Genomic DNA, 17286 nt, shown 5'->3' with positions numbered 1-17286 from the left:
GAACAGGACCGTGAAACGACTCTACGCCGATGATAGTGCTGCAACCAGTGTGAAAGTAGGTTATCGTCAAGCTAGTTATTTAGAAAAAGCCCCGTCAGGATAAAATCCGGCGGGGCTTTTTTGCGTTTACGCGTCCGTTTGTCACACCTGTTCCAGATTTGAACAGCATCTGTGCTTTTTCAGGCGTAAAACGCGTGGCATGGCGTTTGCTCAATGACTGCATAACTTTTTAAAACCAGTCAGGAGACAACCATGCAGCATTCCATCCGCATCCTCGCGGCCGCCGTCATCGCCACGGTGTCCATCTACGCTTACGCCCACGGTAACGTCACGCCGCAGGGCGTCGATACCACCGGCTTGCCGCCACTGGGCGACAAGTGGCAGGAGCAGAATCCCTACCGCGGCAACAAGCTGGCGTTGAAGATCGGCTCGTCCGCGTACAACCAGAACTGCGCGCGCTGTCACGGCCTGGAAGCCGTCACTGGCGGCATCGCGCCCGACCTGCGTCTGCTTGATCGCGACTGCGTCGACGTCAAGAACGAGAACAAGAAGAAGGCCTGCTACAAGGACACCGACGCTTACTACCTGGCCTCCATCCGTCACGGCAAGGTGCGTAACGGCGCGGTGTACATGCCGCCCTTTGAAGGCGTGTTCAACCAGGAAGCCATGTGGGCCATCAAGACCTACCTGGAAGCCCGTCGCGACGCCAGCAAATAATCGGAGGCCGCCATGCCCGTCTTTCGTATGCGCGCCGCCGCGCTGCTGGCGGCCGGCGCGGCGCTGCTGTGCGCCTCGACGCCGGCCAGTGCGGACTGGGACAAGATTCGTCAGTCCGGTCATTTGAAGGTCGCGGTCTACGATCAGTTTGCGCCGTTCTCTGATCGCAGCAGCGGCATCGATGTCGACCTGGCCAAGGCGCTGGCTGAAAAGCTGGGTCTCAAACTCAGTTTGCTGCCTTTCCCTGCGGGCGAAAACCTGAGCGACGATCTGCGCAACATGGTGTGGAAAGGACACTACCTTGGCTACGGTCCGGCCGACGTGATGCTGCATGTGCCGGTGGAACCACTGCTGATGAACGAGAGTCCCAAGGTGTCGATCTTCGCACCGTATCACGTCGAGACGGTGCGGCTGGTGCGCAGCGCGCGCAGCATGCCGGCGTTTGATGGCATCGATGCGCTGGCCGGCAAAACCATCGGCGTGGAGAAGGTGTCGATTGCCGGCATGGTGCTGCTGGGCGAAGGCAATGGCCGCTTCCGCGATCAGGTGCGCATTTTTGATACAGCTGCTGAAGCGCTGGCACAGTTGAAGGCCGGCCAGCTGGATGCGGTGCTGGCCAATCGCTCGGAGATCGAATCGGTGTTCCGCGACGATCCCGCATTCCCGTTGAATGAAGTGGCTTTCCAGCGTTTGCCGCGCGCCGGTTGGGCGGTCGGCATGGCGGTGCGCAAGGAGGATCAGGATATGGCGCGTCTGCTGCAGGCCGCTGTCAATGAGATGAAGGCCAGCGGCGAGCTGCAGGCCATCTTTGCGCGCCACGGTGTGCACGAGCAGTTGCCATGAAGCGCCTTGCGTACGCCGTGCTGCTGGCATGGCGTGGTGCGCTGGCTGCTGACGCGGCGCTGTCGGTTGACGTGGTTGGCGTCGCACCTTTGCCTGGCTTGGGGATTGATCGTGACCGCCTGCCGTATCAGGTGCAGACTGCCAGCGCGGCGGCGATGGGGCTGGGCGCGGGGCAGAATGCCGCCGAGTTCATGGCGCGCTCGCTGGCTGGCGTGAATGCCAATGAAATCTCCGGCAGTCCGTTCCAGAATGACCTGACTTTCCGCGGCTTTCGCGCTTCGCCGGTGCTGGGTTCCTCGCAGGGGATCTCGGTGTATCTGGATGGCGTGCGGGTGAACGAACCGTTTGGTGATGTGGTCAACTGGGACATGCTGCCGGAAGCGGCGATTGCCAATGTGCTGCTGACGCCTGGTTCGAATCCGCTGTTCGGACTGAATACGCTGGGTGGTGCGCTGGCGCTGACTACCAAGTCCGGCCGCAATCATGCCGGTGTGGAGGCCGGCATATCAGCAGCCAGCAATGGTCAGCGCCGTACTGATTTCGCTTACGGCTACGACAGCGGCCAACAGTGGCATGCGTTTGTCGCCGGCACCGGCTTTTCCGATCGCGGCTGGCGCGAGCGCTCGGATGGCCATCTCGGTAATCTGTATGCGAAGCTGGACGGCGCCGCCGGCGACAACCAGTGGAGCGTCGCCTTGCTGGCCGGGCGCAGTCGCCTGATCGGCAATGGATTGCTGCCGGACGAGCTGTATGCTGACAACCAGCGCGCGGTCTACACGTCGCCGGACGAAACTCGCAATCGCCTGCGGCAGCTGGTGTTCAACGTGATTCATCGATTCGATGAATACACCGAGCTGACGGCGATGGCGTATGCGCGCACCAGCCGTCGCAACACCGTCAACGGCGATGTCAATGAAGACGAGGACGAACATCCGGCAACCTGGAACACCACGCAGACACGCCAGTCCAGCCAGGGCGGCAATCTGCATCTGAGCATGGACGCTGGCGCCCATCAGCTGACCGCAGGTGTGAGCTTCGATCGCTCCAGTGTGCACTTCGCGCAGTTCGAGCAGGAGGCGTGGTTTGCACCGGACCGCACGGTGGTGACGGATGCGGATGAAGAGATCGAAACCGGCGCCTCGGTCAGCGGCCGGTCGCGCGCGGCCAGCGTCTACGCGGCCGACACCTGGGCGCTGGACGCTGACACCTGGCTGACGCTATCGGCTCGCTACAATCACGCGCAGGTCAGCAACCAGTTGCCGCCCAGTGATGCGGAGCGCTTCAGTTACCGGCGACTGAATCCTTCGCTGGGCATTGCGCACCGGGCTGCGGGCGGCTGGACGGTGTTTGCCAATCTGTCGCAGAGTAATCGCGTACCGACGGTGATTGAGCTGGGCTGTGCCGATCCTGAACAGCCGTGCCGTTTGCCAGTTGGTTTGCAGTCCGACCCGTATCTGAAGCAGGTGGTGTCGCGTACCGTGGAGGCGGGCGTGCGCAATGCGATGATGTCGGTCTCGCTGTATCGCACGGTGAATCGTGACGATATTCTGTTCCGCAGCGCGGGCGTGGCACAGCATGGCTACTTCGCCAATTTCGACCGCACGCGCCATCAGGGCGTGGACCTGGGCTGGAATCAGCGTTGGGGCGATTGGGCTGCCCGCATCAGCTACAGCTATCTCGATGCGGTGTATGACGTGGAGGGGAGTTTGTTCACCGGCGTGCGCGATGTGCATGTGAAGCCGGGCACGCGCATCGCTGGCCTGCCGCGCAATACGCTCAAGCTGGGCCTGGACTGGAACCCTGCGCCGCAACTCACGCTGGGAGCGGATGTCAGCGCTGTCTCCAGCCTGGTCGTGCAGGGCAATGAGGACGGACTGGCCGGCGGTGAAAGCAGTGTGGCTGGCTACGCCTTGCTCGGCCTGCGCGCCAGCTACCGGCCAGCGCCGAAGTGGGAGTGGTATGCGCGGGTGAACAATGCCGCCAATCGCCGCTACGCCAGCTTTGGTGCGGTGGGCGTCAATATGTTCGCCGGTAACGAGCCGCAGCAGTCGCGCTTTGTCGCTCCCGGCGCGCCACGCTCGGTGGCGGCCGGCCTGCGCTTCCGCTTCTAGAACTGATACTGGGCGCTGGCGCCCAGTATCCAGTTGCGGCCCGGCGCCGCTTCGTAATAGCGCTTGTTGGTGTCGCCCACGATCACCGAGCCAATATAGTGCTTGTCCAGCAGATTATTCAAACGCAGGAACTGCTTGAATCGCCAGCCTTGCCACTGCTGGCTGGCGTGGACGCGTGCATTGAGCACGCCGTAGCCCGGCGCCGCCTGGTCGGCATTGGCGTCTTCCGCGTAGATCTTGCTGCTGGCCAGCGCTTCCAGGGCGGCGCCGTAGCGGCCTTCTGCCGCCCGCCATGCCAGTTCGCCGTAGGCGTTGGCGTTGGGGATGCCCGGCAGGCGGCTGCCTTTCAGCACGGCGCCGAAGGCTGAGTCGTACACCGCGCGCAGGCTGGTGACGGCGACACGCGTACTCAGGCCGTATCCGAGGCTGCTGTCCAGCGACAGCTCCAGGCCCTGACGCAGCGTGCGGCCGGCGTTACGGTAGCTGGTGCGGCCGCCGCTGCTGGCGTCCACCACCAGTTCGTCGCGTGTGCGCACTTCAAACACGGCGGCGTTGAGCGAGGTGCCTTCGGCTGGACGTGCTTTGACGCCCGCTTCCAGATGCGTGCTGGTGGCCGGCTGCAGGCGGAAATTGAAGCCGCCGCCGGTGCCGGAGTAGAACAGCTCATTCAGCGTCGGCGTCTCGAAACCGCGCGCGGCGCTGGCATAGGCGTGCAGCACCGGCGAGAGCTGGTACATCACGCCTGCCACCGGTGTGGTGCGGCTGTACGACAGGCTGCCGCTGTCATTGCCATTGCCGAGGAAGTGATCGTCCACCGAAAACATCACGCTGCTGTGGCGCAGGCCAGCGCTCAGCAACCAGGGACCGGATTGCCATTCCGTCTGCAGGTAGGGATCGGTGTTGGTGACCTTGTCGTCCTCGTCGCGCCGCAGCGCGCCCTTGACGCCGAACTGCGTACCGATGAAGTTTTCGTAGCCTTTGCGCGCATCGCTGGAGCGGCCGTACTCGATGCCGATGGTGGTGCTCAGGCGGCCGCCGGCCAGCGCCGCGACGTGCAGCCAGTTGACATCGATGCCGTAGAAATCGCGGTCGAAGTCCACCACGCCGCCGGAATGCGTGGGCGGTGCCTGGAAGGCTTTGGAGAATGCCTGGTACTGAATCACGCTGCGGTTGCCGCCGTAGGCGGTGGCGCGCAGTTTGTCGTCGCCAAACCGTTGTTCCCAGCTGGCGCCGATCTGCTGGTGGTCGATGCTCTTGCGGGTGTTGTAGCGGTCGGCCAGCGTGCGTTTGGGCGTTTGCGTGTCTGTGCTATCGGTTTCACCGGCGCGCGGATCGCGCTGCCATGTGGCCCAGGTGACGCCCAGCGGGTCCTGCGTGTCGTTCTGGCGCAGGGCGTTGGCGACGATGTTCAGTTTTGCATCGGCCAATGGCGCCAGCGTCAGTTTGGCATACGCCTGGTCGCGGGTGGCGGCGCTGTGGGCGCGGTAGCCGTCGGTCTCAAAACGTGAGCCGTCGATGACGTAGCCGACATTCCCCAGTTTGCCCTGTGCGTTGAGGTCTGCCTTGCGGCTGCCGTAGCTGCCGGCCGACAGCGAGGTCTCAATCGATGGCGCCCCATCGCCTTCACGCGTGAACAGTTGAACCACGCCGCCCGAATGGTTGCCGTAGATGGCGGAGAACGGCCCGCGCAACACTTCGATGCGCTCTGCCATATCCAGATTGAAGGTTGCCGCCTGCCCCTGGCCGTCCGGCATGCTGGCCGGGATGCCGTCCGTGATCAGCTTCACGCCGCGTACGCCAAAAGCCGAGCGGGCACCGAAGCCGCGCGAGGATATCTGCAGATCCTGCGCGTAGTTCTGGCGGTTGGCCGCCACCAGTCCGGGCACGGCGGCCAGGGCTTCGCTGGCGTTGACGCGCGGCTGGGTTTCGGTGATGCGTGCTGCGTCGATGACGTCGATCGCCGCCGGCATGTCGAAGATGGTGTGGCCGACGCGGGTGGCGCTGATCACCACCGTGTCTTGCGGGACGCTAGCCTCCTCGGCAGCCATGGCGCTGCCGGCTGCGCACAGGGCGGCTACCGCATTCAGTCGAAATAAGTGTTTCATGTTGTCTCCGTGCTGGTTGGTCTTATGCCAGACCGGTAAGCAATATACCTGCCATCCGGATTTTGTGGTGGCACGTTGATTGCACCTCCTCGTCTATTTGTTCCGGGAGGTGACACCATGAAGCGAATTTGCCTGTTGCTGGCCGCGCTGTGCGGTCCAGTCTTTGCCGCGCCGCTGGCCTATGTGCCGAATGAGAAGTCCGGCAGCATCAGCGTGATCGATACCGCCAGCAGCGCTGTGCTGCGCGAGTTTGCGGCCGGCCAGCGGCCGCGCGGCGTGGCGGCTGATCCTTCCGGCACGCGGCTGTATGTCGCGGATGCCGCCGGCAGCGCCTTGCTGATGATCGACACCGCCAGTGGCGCCACCGCGCGCCGCATCCCGCTGGGCAAGTCACCGGAGGGTGTGAGCGCCTCGGCCGACGGCCGCTATGTGGCGGTGGCGGTTGAGGAGAGCAATAGCGTGGCGCTGGTCGATGCAAGCAGTGGCCAGCTGCTGGCCGATATCCCGGTGCAGGGCAAGAATCCCGAGCATGCGGTGTTCAGTCCCGATGGGCGCTGGCTGCTGGTCAGCGCCGAGGAGGCGGAGCAGGTGGATGTGATCGACGTCGAAGCGCGGCGCCAGACCGGCTCCGTGGCGGTGGGCCTGCGGCCGCGCGGCATGGGATTCAGCCCGGATGGCGCGCGTGCTTACGTGGCCTGCGAACTGGCCAACGCGGTGTATGTGGTGGACATGGCCAGCCGCGCCGCCATCGCCCGCATTCCCGCCGGGCGTAACGCCAATGGCATTGCCGTGCATCCGGACGGGCGCGAGGTCTACGTCTCCAATGGCATCGATGGCAGCGTGATGGTGATCGACACCGCCGCCAATACCGTGCGCGCCACCATCGCGGTCGGCAAGCGGCCGTGGAATATGGCGCTGACGCCGGACGGCGCGCGCCTGTATGTGGCCAATGGCCGTTCCAACAGCGTCTCCGTCATCGACACCGCCGGGGCGACGCGCCTGGCCGATATCGCCGTGCGCGAACTGCCCTGGGGTGTGGTGATCCGTTGAGCGACACACCTGTTCCAAAGCTGAACAGTGTGACACCGCATCAGGGCCGTTTCGCAGGGCACGCATGCTGGCACGGCGTTTGCGAAAAGGAGAGGGCGCAGTATCCGCAGCCGCAATCAGCGGCCTCCCAACCAAAGCAGAAAGAGGACGACATGAATCTTGCAGACATCAGCAAACTGGGCGTAGCCAATCCGTTCAAACAACGCTACGACAACTACATCGGCGGCAAATTCGTCGCGCCGGTCAAGGGCGAGTACTTCGCCAACGTTACGCCGATCACGGGTCAGGTCTTCTGCGAAATCGCGCGTTCCACCGCCGAAGATGTGGAACTGGCGCTGGACGCCGCGCATGCCGCCAAGGCCGCATGGGGCAAGACCTCTCCCGCCGAACGCGCCGGCATCCTGAACAAGATTGCCGACCGCATGGAAGCCAATCTGCAGCTGATCGCCACCGCCGAAACCATCGACAACGGCAAGCCGATTCGTGAAACCCTGGCGGCCGACATTCCGCTGGCGATCGATCATTTCCGCTACTTTGCCGCCTGCGTGCGCACGCAGGAAGGTTCGATCGCGCAGATCGACGCCGCCACCTACGCCTATCACTTCCATGAGCCGCTGGGCGTGGTCGGCCAGATCATTCCATGGAACTTCCCTATCCTGATGGCGGTGTGGAAGCTGGCGCCGGCGCTGGCCGCCGGCAACTGCGTGGTGCTCAAGCCGGCCGAGCAAACGCCTGCATCCATCATGGTGCTGCTGGAACTGGTTGCCGACCTGCTGCCGCCGGGCGTCATCAATGTGGTCAATGGCTTTGGCCTGGAAGCGGGCAAGCCGCTGGCGTCGAGCAAGCGCATCGCCAAAATTGCCTTCACCGGTGAAACCGGCACCGGCCGTTTGATCATGGGCTATGCGGCGCAGAACCTGATTCCGGTGACGCTGGAACTGGGCGGCAAATCGCCCAACATCTTCTTTGAAGATGTGATGGACGCCGATGATGACTTCTTCGACAAGTGCCTGGAAGGCTTCACCATGTTCGCGCTGAATCAGGGTGAAGTCTGCACTTGCCCGTCGCGCGTGCTGGTTCAGGAATCGATCTACGAGAAGTTCATAGCCCGCGCGCTGGAGCGCGTGGCCAAAATCAAACAAGGCAGCCCGCTGGATCCGAACACCATGATCGGCGCCCAGGCCTCGCAGGAGCAGCTGGAGAAAATCCTGTCCTACATCGACATCGGCAAGCAGGAAGGCGCGCAGGTGCTGGCCGGCGGCGAGCGCAATGTGCAGGGCGGCGATATGAAGGAAGGCTATTACGTGCGTCCGACCGTTTTCAAGGGCGACAACAGCATGCGCATCTTCCAGGAAGAGATCTTTGGCCCGGTGGTGTCGGTTACCACCTTCAAGGATGAAGCGGACGCGCTGCGCATCGCCAACGACACGCTGTATGGCCTGGGCGCCGGCCTGTGGACGCGCGACGGTGCGCGCGCCTTCCGCGTCGGCCGCGCCATCCAGGCCGGCCGCGTATGGACCAACTGCTACCACCTGTATCCGGCCCATGCCGCGTTCGGCGGCTACAAGCAGTCGGGCATCGGCCGCGAAAACCACAAGATGATGCTGGATCACTACCAGCAAACCAAGAACCTGCTGGTCAGCTATAGCCCGAACGCGCTGGGCTTCTTCTGATCATGGCCACCCTCATCGCCCGCGTCACCGCCACACCGGCAGCCCTCGCGCTGCTGGCGCGGCTGCGCAAGCTTTATGGACCGCTGATGTTCTTCCAGTCCGGCGGCTGTTGCGACGGCAGCGCGCCGATGTGCTTCCCGGCGGGGGAGTTCGACGTCAGCGAAACCGATGTCTATCTCGGCAACCTGGAGGGCACGCCGTTCTACATGGGGCGCGAGCAGTTCGAGTACTGGGAGCACACGCAGCTGATTATCGACGTGGTTCAGGGGAACGGCGGCATGTTCTCGCTCGATAACGGCAGCGGCGTGCGCTTCCTGACCCGATCGCGCCTGTTCAGCGATGAGGAACTGGCGGCACTGCAGCCAACTTGAACACACAGTACGTAAAACCATAATAAACAGGAGATCATCGTGCAGAAGAAAATTGTCGTAACGCTGGTGGGGGCTGCGGTCCTGTCGCTGGCACAGGCGGCCGACGTCACCACCGCCATGTTGAAGAATGCCGCCAGCAGCACCGACAGCGTGCTGTCGTTCGGCTTCGGCACCGAAGGGCAGCGCTACTCGACGCTGGCGCAGGTGAATACCAAAAACGTCAGCAAGCTGGTGCCGGCGTGGTCGTTTTCGTTTGGCGGCGAGAAGCAGCGCGGCCAGGAGTCGCAGCCGCTGATCTACAAGGGCAAGATGTTCGTGACGGCTTCGTACTCGCGCATCTTTGCGATAGACCTCAAGACCGGCAACAAGCTGTGGAAGTATGAACACCGCCTCCCGGACGGCATCATGCCGTGCTGCGATGTGGTCAATCGCGGCGCTGCCTTGTACGGCAATCTGGTCATCTTTGGCACGCTGGATGCGCAGCTGGTGGCGCTGGACCAGGAGACCGGCAAGGTGGTGTGGAAGGAGAAGGTCGACGATTACGCCGCCGGCTATTCGATGACGGCCGCGCCGCTGATTGCGGATGGGCTGCTGCTGACCGGTGTCTCGGGCGGCGAGTTTGGCATCGTCGGACGGGTCGAAGCGCGCAATCCGATGACCGGAGATCTGGTGTGGAGCCGTCCTACGGTGGAAGGCCATATGGGCCACCGCTATGACAAGGATGGCAACCCGATCGACAACGGCATCTCCGGCACCACCAACAAGAGCTGGCCGGGCGATTTGTGGAAGACCGGCGGCGCCTCGACCTGGATGGGCGGCACCTATGATCCGAAGACGGGCCTGGCCTACTTCGGCACCGGCAATCCGGCGCCGTGGAACAGCCACCTGCGGCCTGGCGACAATCTGTATTCCTCGTCCACCGTGGCGCTGGATGTGAAGACGGGCCAGATCAAATGGTCCTACCAGAACACGCCGAACGATTCGTGGGACTTCGACGGCGCCAACGAATTCGTCACCTTTGACATGAATGGCAAGCGTTACGGCGGCAAGGCTGACCGCAACGGCTTCTTTTACGTGATCGACGCGAACAACGGCAAGCTGCAAAACGCTTTCCCGTTCGTGCGCAAGATTACCTGGGCTTCCGGCATCGATCTGAAAACCGGCCGCCCGAACTTCATTCCCGCCAATCGCCCGGGTGATCCGACCAAGGGCGAGGAAGGCAAGAAGGGCAGCACGGTATTCGCGGCGCCGGCCTTCCTGGGGGCGAAGAACCAGATGCCGATGGCCTACAGCCAGCAGACCGGCTACTTCTACGTGCCAGCCAACGAGTGGGGCATGGACATCTGGAATGAGCCGATCAGCTACAAGAAGGGCGGTGCCTATCTGGGCGCGGGCTTCACCATCAAACCGCTGAACGATGACTATATCGGCGCATTGCGTGCGGTCGATCCCAAGTCCGGAAAGATCGTATGGGAAGTGAAGAACAACGCGCCGCTGTGGGGCGGTGTGATGACCACCGCCGGCGGCCTAGTGTTCTACGGCACGCCGGAGGGCTACCTGAAAGCGCTGGATGCAAAGAGCGGCAAGGAGCTGTGGAAGTTCCAGACCGGTTCCGGCGTGGTGGCGCCGCCGGTGACGTGGCAGGACGGTGATACGCAGTACGTGGCGGTGGTCTCCGGCTGGGGCGGCGCGGTGCCGTTGTGGGGCGGCGACGTGGCCAAGAAGGTGAACTTCCTGGAGCAGGGCGGCTCGGTGTGGGTATTCAAGCTGGCGTCCAAATGATTTTTGGTTGATGTGTCTTTTGGGCGGCTACGGCCGCCCTTTTTTTAAAAACTATAAGGGAGACGAAAATGAAAAAGATGTTGATGCTGGGCGCAATCGGGATGGCCGCAAGCGCGCAAGCGGTGGATTTCAAGGCCGGCGAATGGAACGTATCGCTGGGCGGTATCGTCAACGCTTACTACACGCAGGTGTCGTGCAGCGGCGATGCGGTAGGTGGGCTGGCGCTGGGCGGCAAGGGCCTGGGTTGCGGCGGCCAGGATAACCGCACCACCATCGGCAATGGCTTGCTGCCGAATGGCCTGGTGACGTCGGCCTCGTCGCGCCAGGGTGAATTTGATGTGAAGGCGCTGATCGGCATTTACAACGCCACCGCCACCGACAGCGCCATTGCCGCCAACAGCGGCGTCGATGTGCGCCAGGCTTACTTCACCTTCGGGAACGCGGATATCGGCACGATCAAGATTGGCCGCGATAACGGCATCTTCGGCGCCACGCCCATCTTTGCCGACATGACGCTGATCGGCGCCGGCGCGCCGGTGCAGGCCACGCAACGCGGCCGCGTCACGTTGGGCCATATTGGCGCGGGCTACAGCTATGTGGGCTACTACGGCCAGATCGCTTACAGCGCGCCGAAGTCGGCATCCGGCGTGGGCTTCGATGTGGCGCTGGTCAGCCCGGTGACGGATACGCCGCTGCTGACTGCGCCGGTGTATTCCACCAAAACCAGTGCGCAGGTGCAGGCGCAGTTGAGCTACGCGGCCAATGGCTTCAAGGGCTGGCTGGGCGCGAAGACGCAGAAGTTTGAAGCGACCGCGCCGGGCGTGCGCGACTTCACCATGTCCGGCGTCGAGCTGGGTGCCTCGTACACCCAGGACGCGTTTGGCGTGCTGGCCAACTTCCAGGGCGGTAAAGGATTGGGCATCCTGTCGGATGCCGATCAGGGCGATACCAAGTCCAAGGCGTGGTTCGCGCAGGCGACCTACAAGCCGGCGGACAAGGTGAAGCTAGGCATCAGCTACGGCATCAGCCGCAATGACGACAACACCGCCGGCACCGGCGGGCTGAAATCCAATGCCAATCTGACGCTCGGTCTGTACTACCAGATGACCAGCGCGATCACACTGGTGGGCGAAATCGGCCAGACCCGCTCCAAGGGCTTCGCCGGCGGCGAGGGCAAGATGAACGGCGCCTCGTTGGGCGGCATCATCTTCTTCTGACGATGAACGCGCGTTTGCATCGCAGGAACGCGGCATGGCGCCGCGCGCTGGTCTGCATGCTGTGCATGCTGGCTGGCGTGCTGGCGCTGCTGCTCGGCGCGGCGCCGGTACAGGCGGGCGGGCTGACGCGCGCCGACGTGGCGCAGCGTTTCCCGGCGCCGTTGATGGTGGGCGAGCGCGATGCCGAACTGCCGGTGTGGCCGCTGTTCAAACAGAATGCCACGGTGGTGGAGCTGGCCGGCTATGTGTTCGAGTCGGCCGACCTGGCGCCGATTCCCGGTTTTGCCGGCGTGCCCCTGAATCTGTTGGTGGCGATGGACGCGCAAGGCGTGTTCACGGATGTGGAAGTGTTGTCGCACCACGAGCCGGTGTTCCTGGAAGGGCTGGGCGAGGGGCCGCTGCGGCAGTTCGTCCAGCAGTATCGCGGCCTGTCGCTCAAGCAGAATATCAGCATCGGTGGCGCTGGCCGTGTGCATATTGATGGTGTGGCCAAGGCCACGGCCTCGGTGCGCATCATCAATCAAAGCGTGCTGGCGGCGGCGCTCAAGGTGGCGCGTGCGCGGCTTGGTTATGGCGCCGGGCGCGATCCCGGCCAGATTGCGCTGGTGCGGGAGGATATCTTTCAGCCGCTCGATCTGGGTCAACTGCTGCGCCGCGGACTGGTGCAGCGCCTGCGGGTAAGCAATCGCGACGTGGAACAGCTGTTCAAGGGCAGCGACGGCGCCGGCCTCGATGCGGAAGCACGCACGCGGCCGGACGACACTTTCATCGAGCTGTATCTGGCCATGGCGTCGGTGCCGACGGTGGGGCGCAATTTGCTGACCGAGGCGGGATGGCGCAAGCTGCAATCGCGGCTGGAGCCGGGCGAGCATGCGTTGATGGTGATGACGGCCGGCCGTTATAGCCTTACCGGCGAAGATTTCGTGCGTGGCAGTGTGCCGGACCGCGTCCTGCTGCGGCAGGACAAGCTGCCGATCGAGATGCGCGATCTGGACCTGGAACTGAAGTTGACGGTGCCGCTGGAGACGCCGAACGTGACGCTGTTCCGCATCACCAGCCAGGCCGGTCTCGATCCGGGAGCGCCGCTGGATATCGTGCTGCCGGTCACGCGCAGCAAGGGCATCGTCTACCCGGAGCGCATCACGCGCGAACTGGGCTTGCGTTACCAGCTGCCGGCGGAACTGCTGATCGCACCGGAAGCTGACGCCAGATCGTGGCCGTCCGTCTGGCGGCAGCGGCGCTGGGAGCTGTCCGCGCTGGCGGCGGGCTTGCTGGTACTGGGTGCCGCGCTGTGGATGCAGAAGCGGCTGGTCGCCAGCAGTGCGCGGCTGGCCTGGTTCCGATGGGTCTATCTGACTTACACGGTGGGCTTTATCGGCTACTACGCGCAGGGACAGCTCTCCATCGTCAATATCACCGGTGCGTTGCAGGCGCTGATGGCGGGGCGCAGCCTGACCTTCATGCTGTTCGATCCGATGACGGTGGCACTGTGGGGTTTTGTGCTGTTGTCGCTGCTGTTGTGGGGCCGCGGCACGTTTTGCGGCTGGCTGTGTCCCTTCGGCGCGCTGCAGGAATTCATCGGCAAGCTGGCGCGCTGGCTGCGCGTGCCGCAGCTGCGCGTGCGTCATGCGTGGCTCAGGCGTGTCAAGTACGCACTGTTGCTGGCGATCGTGGCCAGCGTCTTCCTGCCCGGCCAGATGACGAATCGGCTGGTGGAGCTGGAGCCGTTCAAGACTGCGATCACGCTGGGCTTTGTACGTGGCTGGCCGTATGTGGCCTACGCCGCCGCTTTAATGCTGGTGAGTGGCGTGGTGTACAAATTTTTCTGCCGCTATCTGTGTCCTTTCGGTGCGGCGCTGGCGCTGCTGGGCAAGGTGCGCATGCTGAACTGGATCCCGCGCTACGCGCAGTGCGGAACGCCATGCCAGACCTGCCGCCACCGCTGCGACTATCAGGCCATCGCGTCGGACGGCAAGGTGGCGTATGACGAATGCTTCCAGTGCATGGATTGCGTTGCGATTTATGAGAGCGACCAGAAATGCGCGCTGCGCATCGCGGACCGCAAGCACGTGGTGATACCGATCAGGAGCCGAGCATGAAACGACGTACCTTCATCACCAGCGCCATCGGCGCGATAGCCGGTGCGGCCGGATGTGCGCACTCCTGGCAACAGCCCTTGCATACCGGCGCAGCGCTGGCGTTTGGCACCACTATTTCGATTTCGGTGGCGCATGCGGATGCGGCGCTGGCCCAGCGCGCAATCGCGGAGGCGCTGCAGGCCGCGCGCGCGGTGGACAGCTTGATGAGCATTTACCATCCCGCCAGCCAGGTGCATCAGTTGAACCGCGACGGTGTGCTGCGCAAGCCGGACGGCCGGCTGATCGAAGTGCTGACCATGGCGACGCACCTGTCGGACATTAGTGGCGGCGCGTTCGATGTCACCACCCAGCCCCTGTGGCGGCTGTACACGGAGGCTGCGCGCGAAGGCAAGCTGCCGGAAGACGCGGAACTGCGTCGCGCGCGGAAGCTGGTGGACTGGAAGCAGCTGGCTTTCGACGGTGATCATGTTCGCTTTCTGCGGCCCGGCATGGCGTTGACACTGAACGGCCTGGCGCAAGGTTATGCGGCCGATCAGGCGCTGGCCGCGTTGCAGGCGCACGGCGTGCGCCACGCGCTGCTCGATACCGGCGAATTCACCGCGCGCGGACAGAAGCCTGGAAGGCAGCCATGGGTGCTGGGCGTGCGCGATCCGCGTCATCCCGATGCGCTGGTGACAACCTTGAATGCACAGGGCTGCAGCGTGGCCACCTCCGGCGATTACGAATGCGCGTTCACGCCGGACTTCCGGCACCATCACATCTTCGATCCCGCCAGCGGCGATTCGCCCACAGAGCTGGCCAGCGTGACCGTGGTGGCGCCCACCGCCATGGAGGCCGACGGCTTGTCCACCGCCTTCATGGTGATGGGCTGGGTGCGCGCGCAGACGCTGGCCGCACAGTTGCAGGCGGTGGATCTGATGGTGGTCGACAAACAGGGCCGCAGCCGCCGCACGGCCGGATTCCCCGGCCATGCGTGAGCTATTTCAAATGCGGCACTTTGCGATAGATGGTGTTGCGCGAGACGCCCAGCGCACGCGCCGTGGCGGACACGTTACCGCCGTGCGCTTCCAGCGTGCGCAGGATGACCGACTGCTCCATCTCTTCGAGATTGGCGCCGCTGGCAATCATGCGCGTAGTGTCGGCCATGGCGGGCGGCGCGGCGATTGCGGTGGCGGTCTCCCCGATATCGTCGAGGAAGTCGTCCGGCATGTGGCGCAGGGCGATTTCCGGTTCGTCGCCAGCCATGACGATGGCGGTGCGCAGCAGATTGGTCAGCTGGCGGAAGTTGCCCGGCCAGCGATGACGGTGGAACATGGCCATCAACTCGGGTGCGACGTCATAACGGCCGACGGCGGATTCGGTGGCGATGATCTTGCGGACCACGGTTTCCAGGTCGGTGCGCTCGCGCAGCGGCGGCAGCTTCACCACCAGCCCGTTCAAGCGATAGTACAGGTCTTCGCGGAACAGGCCCTGGCTGATGCGCTCGCGCAGATTGTGATTGGTGGCGCAAATCAGTTCCACATTCACCGGGATCGACTTGTCGCTGCCAAGCGGCGTCACCATGCGTTCCTGCAGCACGCGCAGCAGACGTGCCTGCAGGCTGAATGGCATGTCGCCAATCTCGTCGAGGAACAGCGTGCCGCCGTTGGCTTGCAGGATCTTGCCGGCCGCGCCTTTCTTGCGCGCGCCGGTGAAGGCGCCGTCCTCGTAGCCGAACAGTTCGGACTCGATCAGCGTTTCCGGGATCGAGGCGCAGTTGACCGCCACGAAGGGATGCTGGCTGCGCGGCGAATCGTTGTGGATGGCCTGTGCCAGCAGCTCCTTGCCGGTGCCGGTTTCGCCCATGATCATGATGGGAATATCCTTGCCCAGTACGCGCGTGACTTTTTCGATCACCAGTTCCAGCTGCGGATCGCCGGTGCGCAGATAGCGCAGGCCGGACAGGCGGCGTGTCTGCGCCGCCGACTGGTTGGCCGCCACAGCGGGCGTGGCCGGCGGCGCGCGGCCCGGTAGCAGCGCTTGCTGGAACACGCTGTTGGCCAGGCGCAGTTGCGCGCGGCCATACACCCGCACGCCGTTGTGCATGCACAGGTTGAGCAGGCCAGGCGCCGCCGTGTTGTAGTGGTCGTACAGCGCGGACAGCGGCAGGCCGAACAGCGAGCTGAAGGTATGCGACTGCAGCGCCGAGAACGGCAGGCCCAGCTGGAACAGGCCGTTGCGGTTGGCGGCCAGGAAGCGGCCGCCGGGGTTGAACGAGGCGATGCCCTCCATCAGCGTGCCGATGAACTCGGGACGCGAGTGGAAGTGAATCGTGATGGCGTCCTCAAAGGTGGCGGAAAACAGCTGGTTTTCGATCATCAGCGCCGACATGCGCACCAGTGCCATGGTGTGGCGGTGGTAGCTGCGGCTGTCGCCCGACACGTCCAGCACGCCGATCACATTGCCCATGTGGTCGGAGATCGGCGCGGCCGAGCAGGTCAGGAAGTGGTTGGCAGCCAGATAATGTTGATCGGCATGCACCAGCACCGGCGCGCCTTCGATAATGGCCGAGGCGATGGCATTGGTGCCGCGCTTTTGCTCGGACCAGGCCACGCCGGGACTCAGCGCCACGCGGTTGGCTTTCTCCAGGAAGTCGTCGTCGCCCAGTGAGTGCACGATGACGCCGTTGGCGTCGGTCAGCAGCACCATGTTGTGGGTGTTGACGATTTGCTGGTACAAGGTTTCCATCGCCGGGATGGCGTGGGTGTGCAGCAGGCGGTTCTGTTCTATTAACAGCGAGAGGTCGTGGCGGGCCAGCGGATCGTATGCCGGTCTGGTCTGCGGGCACAGGCCGTACTTCTGCGAACGCTGGTGCGAGGTCTCGATGATGTCGGGCAGGTTGTCTGCCCAGGCTCCGCTTGCAGGCGAGGTGTTCAAATCTGGAGCAAGTTTATGTTCCATAGTCGTCTCTGTGTCTCTGGCGGCCGTTATCGGCTCTGTTATGCCTGCAAGGTGTTCCATAATGTAGCACCTGTGCAGGAACTGAGCAAAAGCGCTGCTGTCTGCTGTTGCTATCTTGTTTTAAGCAATTGCGGTGCCAATGAAAAATAGGCCTTGGCAATGCGGTGCGCCTTTGCTATAGTTCGGTCCCTCGCGAAACAACGCAACGCTGCAAAGCGAAACGATGAAGAAACGAGGGGTTGACGAGATAGACGAAACGCTTCATAATCTCGCTTCTGTGCTGATGAACAAAACGCTTCGCAGCAAGCAGTAACGATCTTTAAAAATTAACAGTCGATAAGTGTGGGCATTTGGTGCTGCAACAAAAAGCATTAAATG

The 17286-nt window shown here is 63.5% G+C and carries 12 protein-coding genes; 10 read left to right on the top strand and 2 right to left on the bottom strand.

Annotated features, from left to right (window positions below; all coding sequences use genetic code 11):
- Positions 1-252: 252 nt before the first annotated feature.
- From pedF to ABDW57_RS27770, 3 genes are read left to right on the top strand one after another with little or no spacing between them, the layout of a single operon-like run.
- On the top strand, positions 253-717 hold the full coding sequence (pedF, locus tag ABDW57_RS27780; RefSeq protein WP_343733380.1) for a cytochrome c-550 PedF: 465 nt from the start codon (positions 253-255) through the stop codon (positions 715-717).
- Positions 718-729: 12 nt separating this feature from the next.
- The gene (locus ABDW57_RS27775) at positions 730-1560 is read left to right on the top strand and encodes a transporter substrate-binding domain-containing protein (protein WP_343733379.1); all 831 of its coding nucleotides are present in this window, start codon (positions 730-732) and stop codon (positions 1558-1560) included.
- On the top strand, positions 1557-3671 hold the full coding sequence (locus tag ABDW57_RS27770; protein WP_343733378.1) for a TonB-dependent receptor: 2115 nt from the start codon (positions 1557-1559) through the stop codon (positions 3669-3671). Before ABDW57_RS27775 ends, ABDW57_RS27770 begins: the two co-directional genes overlap by 4 nt.
- Here the strand turns inward: ABDW57_RS27770 and ABDW57_RS27765 are convergent.
- The gene (locus ABDW57_RS27765; protein ID WP_343733377.1) at positions 3668-5776 is read right to left on the bottom strand and encodes a TonB-dependent receptor; all 2109 of its coding nucleotides are present in this window, start codon (positions 5774-5776) and stop codon (positions 3668-3670) included. The genes ABDW57_RS27770 and ABDW57_RS27765 overlap by 4 nt on opposite strands.
- Before the next feature lie 117 nt (positions 5777-5893).
- On the opposite strand from ABDW57_RS27765, the gene ABDW57_RS27760 reads away from it, so the two are divergent.
- The 7 genes from ABDW57_RS27760 (at position 5894) to ABDW57_RS27730 (ending at position 14945) form a co-directional block, all read left to right on the top strand.
- Positions 5894-6826 carry a beta-propeller fold lactonase family protein gene (locus tag ABDW57_RS27760; RefSeq protein WP_343733376.1) on the top strand — a complete coding sequence of 311 codons (933 nt, stop codon included), beginning with the start codon at positions 5894-5896 and terminating at the stop codon, positions 6824-6826.
- A gap of 152 nt (positions 6827-6978) precedes the next feature.
- The gene (gene adh, locus ABDW57_RS27755; RefSeq protein WP_343733375.1) at positions 6979-8499 is read left to right on the top strand and encodes an aldehyde dehydrogenase; all 1521 of its coding nucleotides are present in this window, start codon (positions 6979-6981) and stop codon (positions 8497-8499) included.
- Between the two features lie 2 nt (positions 8500-8501).
- Positions 8502-8870, top strand: coding sequence for a DUF779 domain-containing protein (locus tag ABDW57_RS27750; protein WP_343733374.1), 369 nt, complete (start codon positions 8502-8504; stop codon positions 8868-8870).
- Positions 8871-8909: 39 nt separating this feature from the next.
- Positions 8910-10652, top strand: coding sequence for a PQQ-dependent methanol/ethanol family dehydrogenase (locus tag ABDW57_RS27745; RefSeq protein ID WP_343733373.1), 1743 nt, complete (start codon positions 8910-8912; stop codon positions 10650-10652).
- A 68-nt stretch (positions 10653-10720) separates the two neighbouring features.
- The gene (locus ABDW57_RS27740) at positions 10721-11869 is read left to right on the top strand and encodes a porin (protein ID WP_343733372.1); all 1149 of its coding nucleotides are present in this window, start codon (positions 10721-10723) and stop codon (positions 11867-11869) included.
- A 14-nt stretch (positions 11870-11883) separates the two neighbouring features.
- The gene (locus tag ABDW57_RS27735; RefSeq protein ID WP_343733371.1) at positions 11884-13968 is read left to right on the top strand and encodes a 4Fe-4S binding protein; all 2085 of its coding nucleotides are present in this window, start codon (positions 11884-11886) and stop codon (positions 13966-13968) included.
- Positions 13965-14945 (top strand): FAD:protein FMN transferase, encoded by a 981-nt coding sequence (locus ABDW57_RS27730; RefSeq protein ID WP_343733370.1) that lies wholly within the window; start codon positions 13965-13967, stop codon positions 14943-14945. The genes ABDW57_RS27735 and ABDW57_RS27730 overlap by 4 nt, the downstream gene beginning before the upstream one ends.
- 1 nt (position 14946) lies before the next feature.
- Here ABDW57_RS27730 and ABDW57_RS27725 read toward each other — a convergent pair whose 3' ends face one another.
- Positions 14947-16908, bottom strand: coding sequence for a sigma-54-dependent Fis family transcriptional regulator (locus ABDW57_RS27725; protein ID WP_343733369.1), 1962 nt, complete (start codon positions 16906-16908; stop codon positions 14947-14949).
- Positions 16909-17286: the final 378 nt, after the last annotated feature.

Source organism: Duganella sp., from assembly GCF_039595735.1.
Lineage (GTDB): Bacteria > Pseudomonadota > Gammaproteobacteria > Burkholderiales > Burkholderiaceae_D > Rugamonas.
The sequence above is the reverse complement of the archived record's forward strand: the minus strand, read 5'-3'. Positions and strand labels throughout refer to the sequence as shown.

What these genes read in the sequence shown, in the direction of transcription:
- ABDW57_RS27765 (WP_343733377.1), bottom strand. Translation starts at nt 5,776, where the DNA reads ATGAAACACTTATTTCGACTGAATGCGGTAGCCGCCCTGTGCGCAGCC.
- ABDW57_RS27775 (WP_343733379.1), top strand. Translation starts at nt 730, where the DNA reads ATGCCCGTCTTTCGTATGCGCGCCGCCGCGCTGCTGGCGGCCGGCGCG.
- pedF (WP_343733380.1), top strand. Translation starts at nt 253, where the DNA reads ATGCAGCATTCCATCCGCATCCTCGCGGCCGCCGTCATCGCCACGGTG.
- ABDW57_RS27750 (WP_343733374.1), top strand. Translation starts at nt 8,502, where the DNA reads ATGGCCACCCTCATCGCCCGCGTCACCGCCACACCGGCAGCCCTCGCG.
- ABDW57_RS27740 (WP_343733372.1), top strand. Translation starts at nt 10,721, where the DNA reads ATGAAAAAGATGTTGATGCTGGGCGCAATCGGGATGGCCGCAAGCGCG.
- ABDW57_RS27770 (WP_343733378.1), top strand. Translation starts at nt 1,557, where the DNA reads ATGAAGCGCCTTGCGTACGCCGTGCTGCTGGCATGGCGTGGTGCGCTG.
- ABDW57_RS27725 (WP_343733369.1), bottom strand. Translation starts at nt 16,908, where the DNA reads ATGGAACATAAACTTGCTCCAGATTTGAACACCTCGCCTGCAAGCGGA.
- ABDW57_RS27730 (WP_343733370.1), top strand. Translation starts at nt 13,965, where the DNA reads ATGAAACGACGTACCTTCATCACCAGCGCCATCGGCGCGATAGCCGGT.
- adh (WP_343733375.1), top strand. Translation starts at nt 6,979, where the DNA reads ATGAATCTTGCAGACATCAGCAAACTGGGCGTAGCCAATCCGTTCAAA.
- ABDW57_RS27760 (WP_343733376.1), top strand. Translation starts at nt 5,894, where the DNA reads ATGAAGCGAATTTGCCTGTTGCTGGCCGCGCTGTGCGGTCCAGTCTTT.